Origin of the sequence: Bradyrhizobium sp. CCBAU 45384, assembly GCF_028128665.1 — a bacterium.
In the GTDB taxonomy this organism is placed as follows: domain Bacteria; phylum Pseudomonadota; class Alphaproteobacteria; order Rhizobiales; family Xanthobacteraceae; genus Bradyrhizobium; species Bradyrhizobium manausense.
Map to the genome: position 1 here is coordinate 25,915 of NZ_LBIZ01000091.1, position 20,644 is coordinate 46,558.

The 20,644-nt window shown below is 58.4% G+C and carries 22 protein-coding genes and 3 pseudogenes; 6 read left to right on the forward strand and 19 right to left on the reverse strand.

What is annotated here, in order from left to right:
- Positions 1–27: 27 nt before the first annotated feature.
- Together XH80_RS07605 and XH80_RS07610 are read right to left on the reverse strand one after the other, a co-directional pair.
- Positions 28–744, reverse strand: coding sequence for a hypothetical protein (locus tag XH80_RS07605; protein WP_271598052.1), 717 nt, complete (start codon positions 742–744; stop codon positions 28–30).
- 82 nt (positions 745–826) lie between these two features.
- Positions 827–1,561 (reverse strand): hypothetical protein, encoded by a 735-nt coding sequence (locus XH80_RS07610; RefSeq protein WP_271598053.1) that lies wholly within the window; start codon positions 1,559–1,561, stop codon positions 827–829.
- 208 nt (positions 1,562–1,769) lie between these two features.
- Here XH80_RS07610 and XH80_RS07615 point away from each other — a divergent pair, with 208 nt between their 5' ends.
- The 4 genes from XH80_RS07615 (at position 1,770) to XH80_RS07630 (ending at position 5,340) form a co-directional block, all read left to right on the forward strand.
- Positions 1,770–2,201, forward strand: coding sequence for a hypothetical protein (locus XH80_RS07615; protein ID WP_271598054.1), 432 nt, complete (start codon positions 1,770–1,772; stop codon positions 2,199–2,201).
- A gap of 586 nt (positions 2,202–2,787) precedes the next feature.
- Positions 2,788–2,991, forward strand: coding sequence for a hypothetical protein (locus XH80_RS07620; RefSeq protein ID WP_271598055.1), 204 nt, complete (start codon positions 2,788–2,790; stop codon positions 2,989–2,991).
- Between the two features lie 11 nt (positions 2,992–3,002).
- Positions 3,003–3,284 carry a hypothetical protein gene (locus tag XH80_RS07625; RefSeq protein ID WP_271598056.1) on the forward strand — a complete coding sequence of 94 codons (282 nt, stop codon included), beginning with the start codon at positions 3,003–3,005 and terminating at the stop codon, positions 3,282–3,284.
- A gap of 82 nt (positions 3,285–3,366) precedes the next feature.
- Positions 3,367–5,340: an AAA family ATPase gene (locus tag XH80_RS07630; RefSeq protein ID WP_442868669.1), complete on the forward strand. Its 1,974-nt coding sequence runs from the start codon at positions 3,367–3,369 to the stop codon at positions 5,338–5,340.
- Between the two features lie 90 nt (positions 5,341–5,430).
- Here the strand turns inward: XH80_RS07630 and XH80_RS07635 are convergent, their stop codons facing one another.
- The 7 genes from XH80_RS07635 to XH80_RS07670 all read right to left on the reverse strand — a co-directional run bounded on the left by XH80_RS07635 (position 5,431) and on the right by XH80_RS07670 (position 10,399).
- Complete coding sequence (locus tag XH80_RS07635; RefSeq protein ID WP_271598058.1) at positions 5,431–6,198, reverse strand: hypothetical protein; 768 nt, start codon at positions 6,196–6,198, stop codon at positions 5,431–5,433.
- A complete protein-coding gene (locus tag XH80_RS07640; protein WP_271598059.1) occupies positions 6,141–7,565 on the reverse strand; it encodes a hypothetical protein in 1,425 nt (474 codons plus the stop codon). The genes XH80_RS07635 and XH80_RS07640 overlap by 58 nt, the downstream gene beginning before the upstream one ends.
- A 596-nt stretch (positions 7,566–8,161) precedes the next feature.
- Positions 8,162–8,365 (reverse strand): cold-shock protein, encoded by a 204-nt coding sequence (locus tag XH80_RS07650; RefSeq protein ID WP_271598061.1) that lies wholly within the window; start codon positions 8,363–8,365, stop codon positions 8,162–8,164.
- A 631-nt stretch (positions 8,366–8,996) separates the two neighbouring features.
- The gene (locus XH80_RS07655; protein ID WP_271598062.1) at positions 8,997–9,332 is read right to left on the reverse strand and encodes a P27 family phage terminase small subunit; all 336 of its coding nucleotides are present in this window, start codon (positions 9,330–9,332) and stop codon (positions 8,997–8,999) included.
- Between the two features lie 120 nt (positions 9,333–9,452).
- Positions 9,453–9,659 carry a hypothetical protein gene (locus XH80_RS07660; protein ID WP_271598063.1) on the reverse strand — a complete coding sequence of 69 codons (207 nt, stop codon included), beginning with the start codon at positions 9,657–9,659 and terminating at the stop codon, positions 9,453–9,455.
- A gap of 6 nt (positions 9,660–9,665) precedes the next feature.
- The gene (locus XH80_RS07665; RefSeq protein ID WP_271598064.1) at positions 9,666–9,887 is read right to left on the reverse strand and encodes a hypothetical protein; all 222 of its coding nucleotides are present in this window, start codon (positions 9,885–9,887) and stop codon (positions 9,666–9,668) included.
- Positions 9,884–10,399, reverse strand: a complete 516-nt coding sequence (locus XH80_RS07670; protein WP_271598065.1) for an HK97 family phage prohead protease — start codon at positions 10,397–10,399, stop codon at positions 9,884–9,886. The genes XH80_RS07665 and XH80_RS07670 overlap by 4 nt, the downstream gene beginning before the upstream one ends.
- 746 nt (positions 10,400–11,145) lie before the next feature.
- Here XH80_RS07670 and XH80_RS07675 point away from each other — a divergent pair.
- Positions 11,146–11,214 (forward strand): annotated as a pseudogene (locus XH80_RS07675) (plasmid pRiA4b ORF-3 family protein); the annotation flags it as partial.
- Between the two features lie 47 nt (positions 11,215–11,261).
- Positions 11,262–11,684 carry a plasmid pRiA4b ORF-3 family protein gene (locus tag XH80_RS07680; protein ID WP_271598066.1) on the forward strand — a complete coding sequence of 141 codons (423 nt, stop codon included), beginning with the start codon at positions 11,262–11,264 and terminating at the stop codon, positions 11,682–11,684.
- A 163-nt stretch (positions 11,685–11,847) separates the two neighbouring features.
- Here XH80_RS07680 and XH80_RS07685 read toward each other — a convergent pair.
- The 10 genes and pseudogenes from XH80_RS07685 to XH80_RS07730 form a co-directional block, all read right to left on the reverse strand.
- Positions 11,848–12,578: pseudogene (locus XH80_RS07685) on the reverse strand (IS630 family transposase); the annotation flags it as partial.
- 179 nt (positions 12,579–12,757) lie between these two features.
- Positions 12,758–13,162, reverse strand: coding sequence for an iron dependent repressor, metal binding and dimerization domain protein (locus XH80_RS07690; RefSeq protein WP_271598067.1), 405 nt, complete (start codon positions 13,160–13,162; stop codon positions 12,758–12,760).
- Positions 13,163–13,248: 86 nt separating this feature from the next.
- Positions 13,249–13,360, reverse strand: a pseudogene (locus tag XH80_RS07695) (transposase); the annotation flags it as partial.
- 102 nt (positions 13,361–13,462) lie between these two features.
- A complete protein-coding gene (locus XH80_RS07700; protein ID WP_271598096.1) occupies positions 13,463–13,942 on the reverse strand; it encodes an Lrp/AsnC family transcriptional regulator in 480 nt (159 codons plus the stop codon).
- Between the two features lie 377 nt (positions 13,943–14,319).
- The gene (locus XH80_RS07705; protein WP_271598068.1) at positions 14,320–14,481 is read right to left on the reverse strand and encodes a hypothetical protein; all 162 of its coding nucleotides are present in this window, start codon (positions 14,479–14,481) and stop codon (positions 14,320–14,322) included.
- A gap of 191 nt (positions 14,482–14,672) precedes the next feature.
- A complete protein-coding gene (locus tag XH80_RS07710) occupies positions 14,673–15,824 on the reverse strand; it encodes a glycoside hydrolase family 88 protein (RefSeq protein WP_271598069.1) in 1,152 nt (383 codons plus the stop codon).
- Positions 15,825–15,885: 61 nt separating this feature from the next.
- Positions 15,886–17,232: an MFS transporter gene (locus XH80_RS07715; protein ID WP_271598070.1), complete on the reverse strand. Its 1,347-nt coding sequence runs from the start codon at positions 17,230–17,232 to the stop codon at positions 15,886–15,888.
- Positions 17,233–17,349: 117 nt separating this feature from the next.
- On the reverse strand, positions 17,350–18,135 hold the full coding sequence (locus tag XH80_RS07720) for an enoyl-CoA hydratase-related protein (protein ID WP_271598071.1): 786 nt from the start codon (positions 18,133–18,135) through the stop codon (positions 17,350–17,352).
- Between the two features lie 31 nt (positions 18,136–18,166).
- Positions 18,167–18,931, reverse strand: a complete 765-nt coding sequence (locus XH80_RS07725) for an enoyl-CoA hydratase/isomerase family protein (protein ID WP_271598072.1) — start codon at positions 18,929–18,931, stop codon at positions 18,167–18,169.
- A 12-nt stretch (positions 18,932–18,943) separates the two neighbouring features.
- Positions 18,944–20,542, reverse strand: a complete 1,599-nt coding sequence (locus tag XH80_RS07730) for an acyl CoA:acetate/3-ketoacid CoA transferase (protein WP_271598073.1) — start codon at positions 20,540–20,542, stop codon at positions 18,944–18,946.
- Between the last annotated feature and the right edge of the window lie 102 nt (positions 20,543–20,644).

Below are 20,644 nucleotides of genomic sequence, written 5' to 3' on the forward strand. Positions count from 1 at the left end.
GTCGGCGCGGAATTCCGGGCTAAAACATCACCATGGCGCTTTCTTGCCGCCCTGAGTCACGCCTGGCGTACCGAGATTCGCGGCCGAGATTTGGTATGCGATTTGGGTGATATTATACGCGTCCAGCGCCATGCACTGGACTAGCCAGGTGCTGAACGTATCCGGGCCGTTGGCCGCTGAGTTGCCGCAAAACCAACCGTTCGTTAGCACCGCGTTCCAATCCGCGACCGTAAGATTCGTGAGCGGCGCCAGGCGGCCTGTTGCGTCCGACCCGTCAATCTTCATCGCAGCGATATTGGCGCGCGCGGTGTCTGCGTTCCCGATGCCGGAGAGATTGCCGGCCTTCGACAAATAGTTCGACAAGTTGACAGACCCGGCCGAAGCTGCGGCCGCTGCCGCGCTTGCAGCAGCGTTCGTAGCGCTCGTACCTGCGGCGCTTGCGCTCCCGCTCGCTGCCGCCGCTGCGGCCTGCGCAACAGCAATCGCCGCTGCCACGGCGTCACCATTCGTCGGATCGAACGTGAGCTGAAGCGACTTCGACAAGCTATCGTAAGTGACAACATTGTTCTTCAGCGCGCCATCTGATCGCCGGACATCTTCGATCGCTGCCGCGTGACCGGTGATCGCTTCCGAGATGTTGGCGAACTCCGCGTCAATCTTCGTCGCTGGCAGCGGCGTAGCCGGGTTGCTCGCCTGAAAGCCGCTGAAGTTATAACCAGGTGTGTAATCGGTTGGGTCTGCCACTGCGGCATTCAAGCGTAAGGGTCGATGGTTTCCCCGTAAGTCAGGAGCGGCGAAGCAACGGCCGAAAAGCGCTCGCGCGGCGCTATCGGCCACGGTTGACCGCCTCTCCTGGCGTTTCGAGCAACTGTCGCAATACCGCGTCACCAATCGGCGTCTCGGCGGCTCTGGTTGTCAGGCCACGCATCTGCTCAACGCTGTCGGGCGCGAGGAACATGTCCGCGAGTCGCCCGGTACCGCGACCCAGCCAAGCCCGCCGCATGCGGTCGCGCACACCAGTCGAGATCGACAGGCCGCCCGACTTCACCGCGGCCGCTGCCTCGGCGCTAAGCGGCGCCATCTCCAAATCGTGGGTGATCTGTTGGTTGAACGCCGTCGCGCTGCCCTGCGGCTTGCGCATGCCGGTCGCGCGCAGCACGTCTACGAGATCCTGCATGGACGACGGCGGTGGTCCGCCTGGCTGCCAGGGCCCGACACTAAGCGCGTCGATAACGGCGTTCAGGTTCGTCTCAGTCTGCGGCGTGCCAGCAACCTCTTTCGCGAAACGAGCTCCCCCGTATTGATTCTCTCCGCCCACAAGGCGGCCAGCGCTCGTGTCGTACTGATCAGCCAGGCGCTGGCGCACCAAGGCTCCGCCGAGCCCCGGGTCCTGGCGCTCGATACGGGTGATCGCGTCGACGATCTCGCCCTCGCCACCCGACAAGGGCTTCGCCGGCAACACGGCGTTCGCCGCCGCCCGCGTATCGGTGGTCGCAGCAAGGCGGCCTAGCGGCCCTTGCTCGAGCGGCTGAAGATTCTGGCGCCTGGCCTGCTCCTGCAAAGCCCCTACCCGCCCGGAAGCTATCGGACGCTGATGCGGCAGCGCTGAAAGCCAATTCGGAGGGGTGATCACCCCCTACCTTGAGGGTGCTTCGGCTCGGCTGTGCATATTTTTCCCGGGTTGTGGATACATACGCGCGCAAGCTATTGATCTCGCGCGCTGGTTGTTGTTTGATATGCCTACTTTTTAGGCTTGGGGGCTGTTTCACATGCGTAAAATTGCGATTGCGGCGCTTTGCGTCGCCTTAGGCGGCTGTGCCGCCGCGCCGAAAATGGGATGGGTCCGCGTCGACGGTCAGTCCTCCCGCGACAACCCGGTTCTGCAAACCCAGTTCGAAGTGGACAGGACTGCCTGTCTCGGCGAGCGCAACAAGGCGGCCCTGTCAGGCGTGACTGTTGCAGGCGGCGGACTGGCGGCCGCTATGGCTGCTCAAGATCGGTCCAATGCTGCTGATACAGTCGCTCAAGGATGCATGGCGGAGAAGGGTTATTTGCTCGTCCGAGAGGAAGAAGCCGATGCAAAGCGCGCCGAGTTGGCGAGGGTCGCCGAGCTGAAAAAGCAACAGGAGGCTGCGGCTGCCGCGCCTGCTCCGAAGCAAAAGAAGCCGACATCTAAACCCACAATCGCGCCGGGTACGTGAATGAAATCTATTAGATCCGTCGCAATCATACTTACATTCGGCGTTCTGACCTCTCCTTGCGACGTGCAGGCTCGCGAATTTGGCGGCTACGAGTGCTCCGATGATTGTTCGGGTCATGCCGCTGGGTATCGGTGGGCGGAAGCGCACAATGTAACTTCCGACTCGGGTTGTCCGCTGCGAGGCAACGCAATCTCTTTCTACGAGGGGTGCTTAGCGTATGTCGAGGATCCCAATCGGGGAGCCGACGAAGACGACGACGGCGACGATATCGATTGATGAGGTCGAGCCCGGCATTTGCTTCGCGTGGGTCGAGGCCCGGCCAATCTTCAAAATAAACGCGTGAGCTACTGAGACCAAGGAGGAAGAAGATGAAGGCGCTGATGATCGTTGCGGGGCTGCTGGTGACATTTAGCTGCAGTGAGGCGTTGGCTCGTGGCGGCGGTCGCGTTAGTTACGGCGGCGGACATCACACGAGCAGCCACGGTGGAAGCTTTGCTGGGGGCTCTGGTTCGTCTCACCGTGGCGGGACGTACGTGAATTCGAACACCGGCAATCGGTACGGCACCCACCAATAGGAGCGCGTGAAATGGCAAAGTCGACTCGAAATACCGGCAAGCAGTGGACGCCAGGCGAAGTGAGCCAGCTCAAACAACTCGTGAAAGGCAATACGCCAACGCGAGTGATCGGTCTGAAGCTGGGCCGGACCGAGAACGCGATCTATAATAAAGCATCAGAGGAAGGTATTTCGCTAGCTCCGACCAACCAGCGACCCTACGGCACAAAGAAGTAGGACTGCGCGCGATGGGGCTGTTTTCGCGCAAGGAGCAGTGGGAACGCACATTCCGACTCAAAAGTCACCATGGCATCGCAAGGGGCTTCCTTGTCGTGCTTTTTTGGTTCTGGGGTGGTGTCGGCCTGCTGTTCAACGCGGGAACGCTATTCGGTCTCACCGGCAGCATCGGCGTCGGGACGTCCGCCTATCTGACAGCAACGTGCCTTGTATGGATCGGCGGCATGGTGCTGTTCGGCATCGGCGCCTACTCGCTCACACGGATTTTGATGGTGAACGGCCGATGCCGCTAGGCGCCGGCGACGTCAGGATCACGGAATAACGCAGCCCTTCCTCTGTCACTGAAAACTGCAACAACCGAAGAAACGGTGGAATATGCGACTGAAATCATTCCGAGTAAGGGAATTCCAGAGTGTTCGAGATTCCGGTGTGATCGAGGTCGATGATATCGCCTGTCTCGTTGGAAAAAACGAGGCCGGGAAGAGCGCACTACTGAAAGCGCTGTATCGATTGAATCCGGTCGTACCCGCTGAAGGAAAATTTAGCGTAACCATCGATTACCCGCGCATGGACGTCGAGGACTACCGCCACGCGGTTGAGGCGAACAAGCGCGATAAAGCAATGCCCATCTGGGCGCAGTACACGTTAGAGGAAAACGAAGTTGCCGACATCGAGGACATGTTCGGTCCTGATTGTCTCGTCGCGAAAACGATGTCGCTGTATAAGCACTATGACGATGATAGATGTTTCACATTGGAGGTAAACCAAGACAAGGCGCTCCAATACCTATTTGCAAATGCGGATCTTCCGGAGCCTACCCGCGGCGCCATTGCCGCAGCCGGATCAAAGCCTGCAGATATTCTGACCGCATTGAATGGTCAGGAACAAACAACCGAAACGAAGCGGCTGGCTGGCATAATCGCGCCAATCGCAAAGGATAGCCTTCGGAAGTTTATTTACAATCACTTCCTCGTTAAGGTTGTGCCTAAGTTTCTGTACTTCGACGAGTACTACCAATTGTCTGGACATGAAAATATCCAGGCCCTGATCGATCGATCTAACTCGGAGACCTTGAAGCCCTCCGACCACCCAATGCTTGGCTTGATCAGGCTTGCTCGGCTCAGCCTCAAGGAGATGGTCGAGGCGAAAAGCACGATCGATCTCAAGGGGAAGCTTGAGGGTGCGAGCAATTATCTATCGAAGCAAATATTAAAATATTGGTCTCAGAACAAACATCTCCGCATGACGTTTGACGTCCGACCTGGTCTGCCTGAAGATCCGCCGGGCATGCAGTCCGGCACTAACATATGGGGTGGCGTCTTCGACAGCCGACACCTAGTAACAACCGAACTCGGCAGCAGATCAAGAGGATTCGTTTGGTTCTTCTCGTTCCTGGCATGGTATTCCGACGTAAAGCGCAATGATGATAGGGTCATCCTGTTGCTCGATGAGCCAGGATTGACGCTTCACGCAAAAGCACAGGAAGATTTGCTTCGCTATTTTGAGACGGAATTAAAGGGCGAGCACCAGCTAGTTTACTCCACACATTCACCGTTCATGATCGACCCACGTCATTTCGAGCGCGTCCGCATTGTCCAAGATCTCAGCATCGAGAAGGACGGCGATTCAGATGGTGAAAAATCCGCAGCAGGAACCACCGTCCTACCCGACGTCTTCGCTGCGAGCGACGACAGCCTATTCCCTTTGCAGGGCGCACTTGGTTACGAAATTCACCAGACCTTATTCGTCGGCCCATATTCCATTGTCGTCGAAGGTGCGGCAGACCTCCTCTTCATGCAAGCAATTTCGGGCATACTGGAAGCGTCTGGACGAACAGGGCTCGATCCGAGATGGACGATAACGCCTGTCGGCGGCGCGTCCAAAGTACCGACGTTCGTTGCCCTGCTCGGGGCCCAGCGCGGAATGAATATAGTCACTCTGCTGGATACCCAGAAGGCAGATGAAGCATCGATCGAAGCGATTTACAAAGAAAAGCTACTGAAGAAGTCCAACGTTCTGACGTTCGCTGACTTCCTTGAAGGCGCATCTGAGGCTGACATCGAGGACATGTTTGGACTCGATTTCTATTTGCAACTGGTAAACGCCGAGTTTGCGAAGCAGTTGGACACTCCGATAAAGCCAACGGCTATAAAATCGAAGCACCCCCGCGTCCTAAGGCGACTCGAGGATCATTTCGAAAATCATCCACTAAAGAGCGGCAAGTTCGGTCATTTCAGACCTGCCCGTTACTTTGCGGAACATGCGTCGTCTCTAGTCAAGTCGATACCGAAGGAAGCACTTGATCGGTTTGAGAAGGCCTTCATCGCGATTAACAAGCTTATTGATTGAACTCCAGCATCGCCTATCCAGCATGATGGTGTGGACCCTGCGGACCACACCACGCCGCCACCCGCCCCTCCACACGTACTACGCTGCCCCTCACCCCAACACCCGTCTCGCCTTCGCATCTTTCACCGCAGCCACAACGCGCATTGGCAATTCCGCGTTCTGCCGCGTCATCGCGGCCTTAATCAATGCAATCGTCTTCTCGCTAGCGTCGCCCTGGATAACGACCGACCCACCGTGAACAGTGACACCTCCACCTCCTACCCCACCACCGCGCAGAACATCATTAGGAATGATCTGAGCGCCCCGCGGGACGTTCATAATCTCTGGGCCGTTTTCGCCGACCAGGGACAGACCGCCCGGCGCAGAATCAGTACCGGACGCGAATTGCCCAACGAGTGGGGCACCACCAACCGACGTCGGGCCGACAGCGCCAGCAATAGAGCCGTTCGCGTTGATGCCGCCACCGCCGATGCCAAGCAGGCCGAGGAGCCCGCCTCCACCTGAGCCGCCGAACGCCGACGACCAGAGATTATCCGCAGCCATCTGCGCCAGCTTGTCAGCAATTTTGCCCAGCGCGTTAAGCCCGGCCTCCTTGAGCGCGTCCATTGCGGACGCGCCGTTGCGGATCTTGGTCTCGAAGTGTACCAAGAATCCGCTGTTTATCTGCTGCCCGAGGTTGGCAAGCTCTTTGATAGTGGCGTTGAAGCGGAGGCCAGCGGCCTCGCTGCTGGCCAGAGCAGCTGGGATATCGTTCCCATAAATGCCCCTCAGTTGTTGGGCAATTGCCAAATCCTGCGGCGTCAGAAATGCAGACTTGGCGCCGAATTGGATATCAGACGCAACTTTAGCCTTTGCCAATGCATCAGCGGCAAGACCTGCGTCCTGCGCGAGGTCTTGAATTTGGTCCACAGCTTTTCGGTGATTGGAATGTCGGCCAACTGCGCAGCGTTCAGAAGCTGCGCTTCCGCCTTGGCTTCCTCTGTCGCGGCAGCGCCCTTGCCCTGCGTTTCCGCTAATGCGTTGGTCGTGACGACATATTTGTTTAGGGATTCCGTGACGCGATCGTATGCGTCAGCCGCCTCTTCGCCATCCTTGCGCTTAGGTAGTTTGGCTGCGTTCGGGTCCGCGTGATTAGCAGATGCAGGGCGTGCTGCAGGCGTCGGTACGCCCCGGGGGAATTCTACCTTGGACTGCTGCTCAGCAGCCGCAGCCGCCTTCAGCATGTCCCGAGCGAGGTGCGCCTTAGCGCGGCTAAGTTCTAGGCCGGCCGCGATTTGCATATTCTCTGGCTTGCCAGAGGCCTGCAAATTCTCAATCGCGCGGGTAACCTGGTCAACGTCCTGAGGCAGACCGCGCAAGTCCTTCTGCAGGATGTCCGCCGCATCGGCCCACCTGTTGAATGTTTCCTGCCCGCTGCCAGTTTGAATGTTCTGTGAGGCAAGCGCGGTCTTCACCAGTTCGTTGGCTTTTTCGATAAGACCGTCCAGCCAGCCAGCAATGTCCGCTGCTGTCGATTTAAATTGTGCAGCGAGTTGGGCCAATGACTGCTTCCACGCGCGATCAAACTCGGCGGCCTTGGCAACAGTGGCGCCGTCAATCACGGCGCCTGCAGCGTTCGCGCCCTGTGCGATATCCTCAAAGGACTTGCTGCCATTGCGAAGCGCTTCAACCGAGCTCTCAGACAGGCCAAGCATCTGCGCGGCTTTTGTCTTTTCTGGAATTGAGTCGAATTTATTGATCAGACCGCCAGCTATCGTAAGAAGCTGATTTAGAGTAATGACCTGACCGTTGCGGTCCTTGTACTTGATGTTGTTGGCATCAAGCAGCCGCGTCAGAGAGTTTTCGTTCTCCTTGGCGTCCGCCAAAAGGCTGGCGACCTTACGCAAATCGGCGACAGACTCCTCCGATGAAACACCGCCCTGCCCGGCAGCGAACTGAATCTGCTGGAAGCGCTCGGTGGTTAGTCCCGTATATTCCGCATTCTTCTGCAGATCGGCCAGTCGGCCGTTAACTTCTGTCAACGCGGCAAGAAGTCCGCCTACCAATCCAGTCACGCCAGCGGCAGCAGTGCCAAGAGACGCGAACCCACCCAGTCCAGGATTGAGGCTCGCAAACGATTGCTCAATGCGCGCGATCGCACTATCTGCGATATCGCCGGCCTGATTCATGTCGCTTTGGAATTGGTCCAGCTTTGCGCCGAGTTGTACTACGAGGTCGTTGCTCAATTTAGTTCCTTAGTAATACGGGGTGGTTGCGCACACCGCGCCGTGTGCTAAAGCGCGCTCCTATCAATGAAGGAGCGCCAAGTTGGCCAGGAACAAAAACGTAGTTCGCCGCGAGTGGACGAAGGACGATATAAAAACTCTGAAGGCACACTCTAAAGCGCGGACGCCGGTCGCGAAGATTGCGAAGGAGACGAAGCGTACTGTTGGCGCGCTGCGTCAGAAAGCACTGCACCTGGGAATTGGTCTGGGGCATCAGCGATGACCGCGCCAGAATTTAATATTGGCTGACACGAAACTGACGCGATCTGGTGCAGACTATTGGTCGTGCAGCTAAGGCCTGGGGAACTCATCGCCCAGCGCGTGAGGTTGAGGGCTCGTCATAGCCAGCCCCGGCGGGCCCTCCCTCTCTTCCGTCAATAACACTGACGTACGGAAACACTTTCCAGAGTGTGACATTATCGACATTGCACCCCGGCAGCGTCGCGTTAGGCTAGTTCTGCCGGGGCTGGATCCCATATTTCACTTACAAATTTTAACCCGGCAGGCCGCAGTGGTTCGCCGCTGCGGCCATTTTGTTGAAAAGCGCGTTGGGTGCGTCACCCGATCCGCAGATTCTCAGCGGAGTCCTTGCCACGATTATTCACGACATCGAAGCTGACCTTGGCTCCCTCTGCGAGCGAGCTGAAACCAGCCTTCTCAACCGCCGAGATATGCACGAACACATCCTTGCCGCCGTTGTCCGGGGCAATAAATCCATAACCCTTGGTCGGGTTGAACCATTTCACAGTACCAATAGCCACTTTGAATTCTCCGTTTTCAAACCAAAAGCTAGGATGCGCGGTCGCTCCTAGTGGCGCGCCAACGCCCATGGCTTCAACAAGCTATAGCCGGGCGGCATGGTCGTCCAGCCTGCAGGCAAGCATCGGCTCGAAGCAACTGCGCCCGCAGTTCGACCACAACTTCCACCGGCTTCGGGTCACATCCGATCAACGATCGTGGCTCCTGATCCAACGGACTGGCCGCGAACTTGCTGCGCCCAAGCGCTGCGGCGAGCTCAGTCCTGTCGGCATTGGTCGGCCCTTTGTGCGCGCGCCTGAATAGCTCAACCGCCTCGGGGGTGATGTGCACGCGATGACGGCGCCTGTCCCGCCGCGATCTTATCGGCATGGCGGCTCTCCGAACTGTTCGAATCCCCAACAAATGTACCTGGATCCATTCGGATGTTCGGCGTGCCAGCGTGCCATGATCTCGGCACCGAACCGCTGCCAAGCGTCGTCGCGCCGCCTCTCGGTCGGGGTGTCCGTGCTCGTCTAGTTCGCAGATGCCGTCTAGGTCCCCCGTGCACGGCCAGCCCAGTTCGAGCGGCCATTCCCAATCGTCCATGGTACCGGCAGCCTGCTTGCGCCTATCTCTCCGCTTGCGGACCGGCATTTATCGTCGGCTCCCGTAATCTGGCGTACGGGGCATGCGGGGCGCCTCCGGAGCGCTGGCGCCGTCAAGCCCAAGCTCCCTGACCAGACGGGCAAACCCTATGCGACTATCCCGCTCGATAGCGACTTCCGGGCGCGGCTTGGTTCCAAAACGGTCGATGAAGGTCAGGCCATCGGCCTCAATGATTTCACGGGCCTGGACTCCACGGTCCCACGCCTCGCACGCTAGCGTGAGGAGCCTGACATGGTGCTCGTCCAAATCGAAATCGGCTAGCACGCTGCGAAACCATTTTGCGGTGGTCTGTCGCAGGTGCCGAGGTGGTTTAGGGGTGGTCATATGCAGGTCATCCAAATTTTTGATTCAACCGGGCTAAAATGCGCGTTCGAGGAGGCCGCCGGTCTTTTCCGCTGAAGGTGTGAGAGATCGGACCCAGCCCTCCCACCCGGGGGCCTCCCCTTAGCCCGCACTCACGGTCAGCACGCCGCTGTTAGCCCACAATGCGCCAACCACATGCGGATCCGCGGTGGGCAGAGCTGACACAATCAACTTGCCGGCCGCACTCACGGAGAAGGTCACGCCGTTGAAATTGATAGAACCGCCGAGATCGACGGTAAGCCTATCGCCGCCAACCTCATGATCAACTTTTGTCGTGTAGCTGCCCATAGTGCCTCACCAAACCCGCAGAACATCAGTTACGCCGCCGTCGTCACTCACGACAAACTCAGCACGATCTCCACCGTGCAATTGGAACGGACCTTTCCACTCAAGGTGACGCCGCTCGGCAGCGAGGTCGCTTGCATAAATCTGCACGGTCCTGCCATCGTCCAATACGGCGATGCCGCGGCGCCTGTGGCGATCCCAGCTATGTATCAGGCCATTGATCGTTGTCATTTCAGGATACCTCTTGCACGCTGCTTTTCTCGAATTCGTTGGAGTGCAGCAGCGTTGTTGGTGACTGCGATGGATCGAAACTTCATCTCCATCTCAGCCCGCCGCGCAGCTAACGACTTCGGCAGTGATGCCGCCCGATCGGGAGGCGGAGGCGATACGCAGTTGGCGCTCGTATCTTGGTACGCAGGCCACGTCACAAGCGACAATTCTCTAATCTCGGCTTTCGTGATCACGCGCAGTGGCATCTCCTCATCTGCCCACGACCAATTCTCTTCATCAGGCCAAAAGCCTATCGAGACTTGATGCACCAAACCTGACCGTACTGACGCGATTGCCTCCTGCCCAAGTGGAGACGTCGGATCGGGAAAAAGCGTGTATCGCAATCCGGTCGTATCAGCTTTAACCCGAAGCGTTCTGTTGCTCACTCGACCGAGCGGTCGGTCGTCCTGGTGGCTCCAGAGTGCAACAACGTCGGGACTGGCGGCAAGGAAAGCGTCGAAAGTCTGAAGCATCGAATCTCTCAAGAAAAAGTCCCCCGATATTCGCGGTGTCCGACCATCGAATGGCGTACCCAGAGATTATTCATTCCTTACTCACCGCGCTTCTTTTGGCGCTCTTTGAGCATTCGCGTTGCGATCTCCACTGCGGATTCATCAGTCGTGCAGCGTCTTTCTCGCCGACCAACTTCACTCGCCGCGAGACGGACCCGCGCTTGCTTTCATCTCCGGAATAGACGTTGGTCTTAGACATAGCCCGCCTCCTTCCATTCGCGCAGATAGCGCGTAAGATGTCCGTCTTGACGATCTCCACAGAACGTCGGCTGCAGCGGCACAAGCGAAGTCCACGCAACGTCGTTAGCGTTTAGTTCGTCGATTAACATGTCGTACTCGTCGCGCGCAATCTGAAGCGCTTTCACCGCGGCAACGATCGCCTTTACGCGACGCGCGTACTCTGGCTTCACAGCAGCGCATACAGGCCCGACTTATCGGCGCACCATGAACCTGAACCAATCATCGAAATTGCGTCAGACCCAATATTGCAAGCCGAATGACACTCGAACGTGGCGAGCCTGGGCCTGATAGATTTCCTGCGACATGGAAGGATTGGCATCGAAATGCCGCGACCGGCCCTACGATGCTGGAAGTTGTCGTTACCGGATCAAAGTGAAGAACCGCACGCATCCGAGGCTGGCGGCATGAGCCTGAACACGACCGCGGTCCGGATCAAGGTGACCCTCAAGGACGTGAAGCCCGAAGTGATGCGTCGCCTTGTCGTACCCGTCACCCTGCGCCTTGATCGGCCGCATCTGACGCTTCAGGAGGCATTCGGCTGGACGAACAGTCACCTCTTCGAGTTCTTCGCTGGTGAGGTCCATTGGGGTATTCCCTCTCCGACAATGATTACGGCCACCAGCCCAGGGATGCCAGCAACACGCGGCTTTGCGATATCGTTCGCGAGACCGGCGCCAAGACGATCCACTATCTCCATGACTTCGGCGAAAGCTGGGACCATGTGATCAAGCTCGAAAAATGGTTCGAGAACACCACGTCGGAGGGACTTCCCCTCTTGCTCGAGGCCGCCGGTCGTTGCCCTCCGGAAGACGTCGGCGGTGCGCCAGGCTATGCCGAATACCTCGACGCCATCAGCGACCCCGCCCATCCCGAGCACGAACACATGCGCCTCTGGGGCCCGGATCGGTTCGATCCCAACGTCATCGATAGGAAGGCGCTTGAGGCCGTAGTCAACGCCTTATCCGACGTATGGAAGCCGCGGCGACGCATTACGCGCTCAAAATAGGCGTCAAGCGTCAATCAAAAGGGCCGCAGAGCTACGCTTACGCAAAAGATTGAGCACGCTGAGTTGCTGAGGCTTAGGATCAAGCTGCTGCATTCGATGCTAGCCAACTTACGCAATGGGCAGCTCACCAACCTTTCTCCAGGTTGCCTCACGTCACGGGCTCGGCGGCTCGCATCAGATGTTTGAGTTTGACGAAGACCTGCTCGATCGGATTGAGGTCAGGGCTATATGGCGGCAAGAAGATGCGATGGGCGCCTCTGGCACACCTTCTCAACGTACAGGGTGAAGAGCTCACCATTGATGGGGCCATCAATCACCCAAGGTGCGCTGATCCTATCGTGAGGCAGCGCTGCGATGAAGGTCATTGTCTTCCAATGACCGAAAGGTGCAGAGGCTTGGAGGCGCTGCCCACAAGGTCCCCAGCCGCGCAACGGTGCCATATTGGTTTTGATCCACGTCTCGTCGATAAACACCAACCGCGCGACGTCGATCTTGCCTTGATGTGCTTTCCAGCGGGTCCGCTTACGGGCGACGTCGGGACAATCCTGCTCGGCTGGTAGAAGCGTTTTTTTGAAGCTGAGCCCTTCGGTGTGAACAAAAGTCCACACCGCCCGCACGTCTGATCCCGCGTGCAGCCAGTTCCTGCGTCAGTTTGCGCAAAGTGAATGGCCCCGAGCGAATGCGTTTGCGCAGCCAGTCGGCGTTGGCATCCGACAGAACACGTTTCTTATGGCCGCCGATTTGGCCAGGTGACAGGCCTCCGGTATCCCGTCTCAGATTCTTCCACTTCGTCACGCAGGAGGGGCTGATCTGGAGCGCCTCGGCAATCGAACGAACCGTGTCAGCTCGCGCCAAAGCCCGTTCCCGGATGTCTTCCGAATAGGGTCGCGTCATCCATGCTGGCCTCCGTCCTCCAGCATGGAGGTTGAATCAGAAATCGCTCCCGCTGGGAATCCCGATTCCAGTCAAAAACAACATGCTCTAATGCAGGACATCAAGTCAAAACGGGACTGAGCCCTGTCTGTGATTGGTTGGCTATCGGCACACTGGCGCGCTGGAAACTCCGAGAATGCCTAGACGGTCGCTTCTGAAACATGATGCTCGATGCCTTCGGCGTCCACCTCTGCGGTCTCACGGGGCACGCCAAGCACGAGCAGCATTTCAAGGACCAGACGATGGCGGGCGTGCACCCGCCTGGCGAGCGCTTCTCCCTTGTCGGTCAGAAAAATACCGCGGTAGGGACGGCCCACCGCCAGGCCTTCCCTCTTCCGCCGCGAGATCGTGTTGATCGCCTTCGGATGCGAAACCCCGAGCCTTCGCGCAATGCCGGTGGCGCGGGCCTCACCCGTCGAACAATCAGGTCGGCAATCAGCTCGACATAATCTTCGAGGATGGCGGTCGAGCGCGCCGAACGGGCCTTGTAAAGCGTAGCGCCTGCGCCTGTTCGGTGGGAAGCTCATCGAGCGATGGCGCGACATCCGTGGAAGCCTTCGGGCGCATGTGAGAATCCGGTCTCTTGGCATCTGACCATGGGCGCCGGGCCATGGCTGCGGTGGCTAACGTCCATGCTGGCGTCGCTGACGCCATCTCGCGGCACAGATCGGCGACCGAAAGGCCGGCCTCATGCTCCTTCAAGATTCCGATGATCTGCCGTCTGAAAAGCGACTATGCTTCAGGCTCTGGTCCTCGTCTGGGCCAGAGCAACTGCGAGCTTGATTAAGCCGGCGGGGCGAGGTCACCAGCGGAATTGCCGGATTGAGACACCCGTCGCCGATTGCTTAGTCTATTGCAGGGAGGCTCTCAACTGGAACAGCAAAGCCAGCTTTTACCCGATCCAGTACGACCATCGTCTTGAAGCCTTTGATGTCCGGGTGCTTATGGAAGAAGCGTCTAGTGAACTCCTCATAATCCTCCATGCTGCGTGTGGTAACGTATAAGATAAAGTCAGCATCGCCAGTAACGTAGAAGCCGTTGACGACTTCAGCTGATGATTTGATGGCCTTCTTAAGCCTATCAATTATATCCGAACGTTCCCGCTCCAGTGTAACCAACACAAGCATTTGTATTGGCCTTCCAACTGCCTTCGGCGAAACGATTGAGACATCGGCCTCGATGATGCCTTCCGAACGGAGTCTCTTTAGTCTTCGTTGGCATGCCGTGGCCGAAAGCCCCGCCAATGCACCGATTGCATCGGACGTTAGACGGTTGTTCTTTTGCACGATCTCGAGGATACGCGCGTCTACCCGATCGTATCGCATAATCCACTCCCGCCTTGAGGTGAATTTCACCGCCAGATTCAATGCGCCCGGCGCAGGAAATCGTTCCACAGCAGTGCCGCCGTCGGGCCAGAACCGCTCGAAGACAAAGGCAGCGCATTTACGCACCCTCGATTGCACGGCAGAGGAGAGAGCGGGCAACGCCGCCTTGTCTGTGCGAAAACAGTCCAACTTCGCCGAAGGACTAAGCTCCTGTTTAGAGAAGGTCTCTGAAGTAGGACTACGAGCCAGAGCACCCCTGCAAAGGGAAAGTCGTCTGAGCGAGCGATAGTGAATTACAGTACGCTGCACGTCTCACCGTCGTAGAGCACTATCAATCTCACACCGCCCTTGTGTTAGCCGTCAGCAACGCGCGAAGCTCACTTCTGGTACGCCTCTCGGCGCGCTTTGAAGCGGTCGACGCATTTTTTGGAGCAAAGGGCCGTCCGCCACCAATAGTAGCGGATCAGGCCGAACTTTCCGCCGCACATCGCGCAGCACTTTGCTGAACCGTGCTGAGAACCATCGAAGCTGTTGCGCATGCGTCGCCTCTTCTCGCATAGGCTGGACAGCCTCCATTTCTTCGCCGATGGCGCGTGCAATCAAATCCGCTGTTCGAATTTCTGATGAGGTCTGATCGCATAATGCGCTGTTAGGCGCCCCCGGAATCGCAGACGTTTTGCAGAGGCGAACCACCGAACGGAACTTCATTTCCACAGGTGCAAACACAGGATCAGATCCGCCCCATGGTCACGAGACCAGTGAGGATCGCCAGAGCTTCAAATAGGAAATAACTGCCAAATATCAGTTCTGCGTCGTGCGCCGTGTCGATGTCCCGCGCCGACACTTTTCGGGTAAAACATCCCCCCGTGAGCATTCCAGGTGGCCGCTCGTCGGAAGGGACGACGGGCGTCAAATATGCCGAGACCAGTTTGGCGACTGTCCGCTCCGCAAAGTCTCGGTACTTGGCGCCCGCAGTGGCGCCCAGTGCGGACGCAAGTCTCAAGGATGCTGCCGCGGCGATAGCGGTGGCGGCGGTATCCCGGCTCGTGTTTGGAATTGCTGGATCGTCAAAGTCCCAATACGCGACCAGATCCGTGGGCACGTGATCGATCCACCAGTCCAGCACGCGCACCGCATACTCGCGCCACAGCGGCTCCTTTGGACGAACCATTGCCGCATGAGCGGTATAAAGAATCGCCCACCCCTGCGCACGTCCCCAAGTGCTCACATCGCTGTATCCCTTATGCGTGTGCGTCCTGAGCACCTTACCTGTTTGCGGGTCGAGTGTGGATGATTGGATCACCGAATTATCGGGCCGAACATGAATCTCCAAGACCCTCCGCATGTGGGCATTGGCGATCTCGTCCATGCGCTGATCCCCCAACTGGTCCGAGGCCCAGTAAAGCAATCCCGTGGCCTGGAGAGAGTCGATGCTGCTTTCAGCAGTACCGACAGCATTGGCTTCCTCGGCATCCTGGCCGAGCGGGATCAAGCCAAGCTTAGGATCGAACATCTGCTCCAGCGACCTGGCTGCCGTGAGCGCGGCATCGCCTGCCATGTCATCTGCGAAGAGGATGCTTCCAAGCGCCGCACCGTGGTAGAAGCCAAACCCCTTAAAAGCGGTCCGGAGCCGGGCGCGAGGCAGCATTCTGCTCAGGGCGGCACGCGCGTCAGAAATCGGAAAGCGCTGTGGATCGGCCAGATGTGCAAGCCAAAGCTGACCAACAAAGGCGCCGCCGGTCCAATCACCGTCGGGCGTGAACGTCCATCTTCCATCAGTGGTGCGAGCCCAGTGCGGCAGGCCAGTTTTGGCAGTCTCCCGCGTTTGCGTGATGCGCGCCAGCATCCGTTCGCGTGCGGACAAGTAATTGCTTCCGGACATGTTTTCTCCAACAAAGCGTCGGCTCCAACGGAGCCCTGATTAGAAGGCCGAAGCGGCAAATTCAGTCGCCGATGTAGACGAGCCCGCGCCTTTTTGCTGCGTGATAGACGACGACGCTGAGCACCGCGACCACAGATCCATAAACCGGGAACATCCATGCCATATTTGCGTGCTGCAACCAGACCAGCAAATAGGGAGAGGTACCCCCAAAGAGTGATACGCCAAGCGCATACCCGACAGCGATGCCCGTCGTGCGCACCGCGCGTGGCATCAAGGTGGTCGCAATAAAGTTGTAGAGAGCCATGTTGAAGCCGACGATTGCGCCGCCGAACACCATTACAAAGAAGAACGTCGAAATACTCTTCTCCGAATAGAGCAACGTCAGGAAGAAGCACGCCACGAGCAAGAGCCGCAGGAGTGTGAACGCTCGCGAAGCCCGAACTTTGTCGGCGAAGGCGCCCACAAACGGCGCCGTAACGATCCAGATCACGCCCATCAGCGTCGTGATCCCGTACACCCAGGTGCTGTTCTCCTTGAACACGCCATTCGCCAGGTTGGGCAAGCCGGCATTCCACGCGTAGTTCGCGATCTGCACCGCCCCGACGACCAGGATGACCGCGAGCAGCGAAAGCCGCACGCTCCAGAGCGTCTTCCAGACGCCACCGGTTGTCTCCTGCGTACGTGATAATTCATCCCGATGCATGACGTGTTTGATCAAGGTCTCTGGCAGCTTGCTGCGCAGATAGATGATCAGCAGGCCGAGGGCTCCGCCGACGGCAAAAGGTAGCCGCCAAGCCCATTCGTGCATTGTCTCGGACGCCACCGAGGCGCTCACGAGAAAGGCGACCAAACTGGAGCCGAAGACACCGAGCTGAATGAACGTGCCGCTGATCAGGCCAAGGTAGCGCCCTTCTTGGCCTTGTGGAGCAAGTTCAATCGCTATGGCATTTGCGACTCCGGCCTCGGCGCCGGTAGCAAGTCCCTGAACAAGCCGGATGATCAACAATATGATCGCCGCTGCGACGCCGAGCTCCCTGTAACTGGGCAAGACCGAAATGAGCAGCGAGCACAAGGCCATCGCGGTGACGGAAATCATCATCACGCGCTTGTGGCTGATGCGATCTGCTATCGGACCGAGGATCGCAGCTCCGACCGGTCGCGCGAAGAAGCCCGCGCCGTAAACGGCGAGTGCGGCGAGCAGCGATGTTGTCGGATCACTGGAGGGAAAGAAAAGTGGCGACAGAAAAGAAGCCATCATTCCGTAGACAGTCCAGTCGTACCACTCCAGGGCCACGCCACCGCCCAAAGCAATGGTCATGCTCCTCGTGGCAACTCGTTTTTGGGGCGACACTGCCCGCGCCGAGCTTTGCGGATTGGCTGTGGGGATGGGTTCAACGATGGTAGTCATTTGTTTCCTCGCATTTATTATAATGAAAACGTTTACATTTCTTCACGGCAGCGCAGTGTGGAGCATTGTCGCATCGCGGACGACTTGCTTGATCAGGAACGGATTTGGGCGCTTCCCTCAGCGTCCGGAGAATATTGGCTGCCGCTTTTCGACGAAGGCAGCCACGCCCTCCCTTTGGTCATCGGTTGTGAATGCGTAACGGATAGCGCGTCGCTCAATCGCTAAGCCAGCCGACAGCGCGGTTTCGTAACCTGCCTGAATCGACTCCTTGGCCAAGTGGGCAGCAATCGGCGCGCGCTTCGAGTTGACGCGTGCTATCGCGAGCGCGCGTTCGACTAACTCAGACGACGGCAGCATTTCGGATGCGAGGCCAGCAGCCAATGCCCTTTCCGCGCTGATTGGCTCACCTGTCAGCACCATCTGCATGGCAAGGGATTTGCCGATGCTCCGCGTCAACCGCTGGGTCGCGCCATCTCCGGGCATGATCCCGATCGTGATTTCCGGCTGCGCAAGCACGCTGTCTTCCGCGGCAAGCAGGATGTCGGCTAGCATCGCGAGCTCGAGGCCGCCGCCGAGGCAGACGCCTCGAACCGCTGCAATGAGCGGCTTGGGGAAGCCGGCGATGGAATCCCATGCATGCTGCCGTGCAGGATCGCTCAGCGCCTCAAAACCGTGCTGCTGCATCTCCTTGATATCGGCTCCAGCGGAAAAGCCCTGCTCATCACCCGTCAAAACCACGCACCGCACGGCCTCGTCAGAGCGAGCCGCACGAAGCACATCCGCAAGCTCGCCCAAGAGCGCCGCACGCAGGGCATTCCCTTGCTTTGGGCGATTGAGCCGCAGCAGGAGTACGGCCGGGTCAGGCCGCTCGGCGATGACAAGAGGAGGGACAGCTTGATTCATATCATTCCTTCAAATCAAACTCTGCGAAGGGCTAGGCGCCGGCGGCTTTCTTCGGAAGGAAGCGTTGCATGTTCGCTTGCGCGGTCTCATGCAGAATGTCTTGAACGAAGTAGCGGTTGGCCAAGTCATCCATGACTTCTGCCCTTGGGGTTACCGAGGTGGTGAAAAACTGCTTTGTGGTGAGCACGGCGTGGGGCGGCATTGCCGCCAGGCCCTTGGCGTAGCGGAGCGCCGCCTCGCGAGCGGTTTCAGCCGGCGAGGACAGAATGTCAGCCAGGCCCAACCGATGTGCCTCCACTCCGTCGATCCCAGTCGGGCTCCAGCTCAAGGACCGAGCCGCAAACGGGCCGACGCGCGCGGCCAAAGTGTCCAGCCCGAAGCCCGGCAGCCAGCCCAGAGACACTTCCGGCAGATGCCAGCGCGCTTGCCGAGCGGTTACGACAACATCGCATGCCGCTGCGAACATGAGGCCGCCGCCCAAGGCAAACCCATCCACCGCGCAGACGACAGGCTTTCTGGCAAGGGCGAGGGAGCGCACAAATGCACCCAGCCGGCGATTCAGGTCGAAAGTGTCGTCGATGTCGCCCGCCGAGAAATCCTTCAGGTCTGCGCCGGCCGAGAAACCGGGGCCATTCCCAGCGATCAGGATGACGTTCACAGCCGCGTCGCCGGCTGCCTTGCCCACCGACTCAGTTAGATCCTTCAGCATGTCTTCGCCGAGCGCGTTGCGTCGCTCCGGCCTATTCATCGCCAGGATCTGGACTTTGTCTTCGCATTCCATCGAGACGAACTTCACGTCAGCCGCTCCTTACGCCGGTCCTGCCCTATCATGAAACTGCACCGCCAAATTCATTGGCTCGTCCTTGAATATCCTCGCGTCCATCAGCTTCAGATTGGGCGAGACAATTACGTCGAACTCAATGTTCGCCAGCACATGCTTTTGGACAGATATGCCAGGTGCGACTTCGGTGAGCATGACCCCGTTTGGCGTAAGCTTGAACACGGCACGCTCGGTGATGAAAACGACCTCTTGCTGGCGCTCCTTTGCAAAAGCGCCACTGAAGGTGATCTGGTAGACGTCCTTCACCCACTTCTTGACCGTTCCCTCGTTAGCGATGACGAGAGTCCCGTTGTCCGGGATCGCATTCAATCCCGATGCCGTTAGGGTACCGGAGAAAACGACTTTTTGGGCACCCTGGCTGATGTTGATGAAGCCGCCTGGCCCTATGATCTTGTCGCCGAAGCGGCTCACATTGACGTTGCCGTGTCGATCGACTTCAGCAGAAGACAAGAATGCGATGTCCAACCCGCCACCGTCGTAAAAGTCGAATTGATCCGGCTGCGGCGCAATCATGTCGTAATTCGTACCTGCGCCAGCGTCCTGTCCGGGGGCAGGAATACCGCCGATGACCCCCTGCTCGGCCGTCAATGTGACTGAACGGTAGATCCCCTCTTCTGCGGCCACAACCGCAATTCCGTTCGAGATCCCATAGCCGATGTTGACGGTAGCTCCCGGGTACAATTCAAGGGCCGCTCGTCGCGCGATCACCTTTCTCACATCGAACGGCAGCGATGCGATCTTCCCGTCGGGGACACGCATCTTTCCGGCATAGGCTGGGCTATACTCCGTCGCATAGGTTTGTCGCTGATGGGGATCGACGACGAGGTAATCGACCAGAACCCCAGGGATTCTCACTTCTCGCTGGTTCAGCGTATTGGATGCTGCGACCCGCTTGACCTGGACAATGACTATCCCGCCAGAGCGGCGCGTGGCAGCGGCAATCGACATGCTTTCGCCGACATATGCCTCGTCTTCGAGCGAGATATTTCCCTTCTCGTCCGCAATACTGCCTCGCAGAATCGCGACCTGGATGGGGAAAGTCTTGTAGAGCAGGTGCTCTTCTCCTTCGATGTCGACAACAGCAACCATCTCCTCTCTGCTGCACTCGCTCTGCTTGCAGCCGCCGATACGAGGGTCAGCGAAAGTTCTGAGGCCCACTTTCGTGATCACGCCGGGGCGTCCCGCCGCGCTTTCGCGGGTGAGCTGCGCCAGGACTCCCTGAGGGAGGGTGTAGGCTTCAATTTCATTGGCGAGCGCACGCCGCCCAAGCGCCGGACAATTGTTCAAGCCGCTGGCTACCACTCGACGCACCAGGCCTGGGGCTGCGAGCTTGTTGAATCCTGTCGTTGCCCAATCGCCGATGGCGACCGTTCCCACCAGCATCAAGTTCTTGGGAGACCCCTGCTCGGAATGAACGTCGCGAAGGGCGTCAATGACGAGCTCAGGGATCGCAACTCCGGCAGAGCCGCCGAAATAGACGCAATCGCCATCGGAGATCAGCGATACGGCTTGCCGAGCCGTGATGATTGGCACTTCGCCGGTTCGCTTATTCTTTTTCAATTGCATGCCTTCACCACTTTGATGCGCCTGATCCCTGTGGGGCAGCCTTGTGCCCCGGCCCGCTTCTGCATACGCGGGAAGCGTCGTTTTGAAAAGGTTTACATTGCC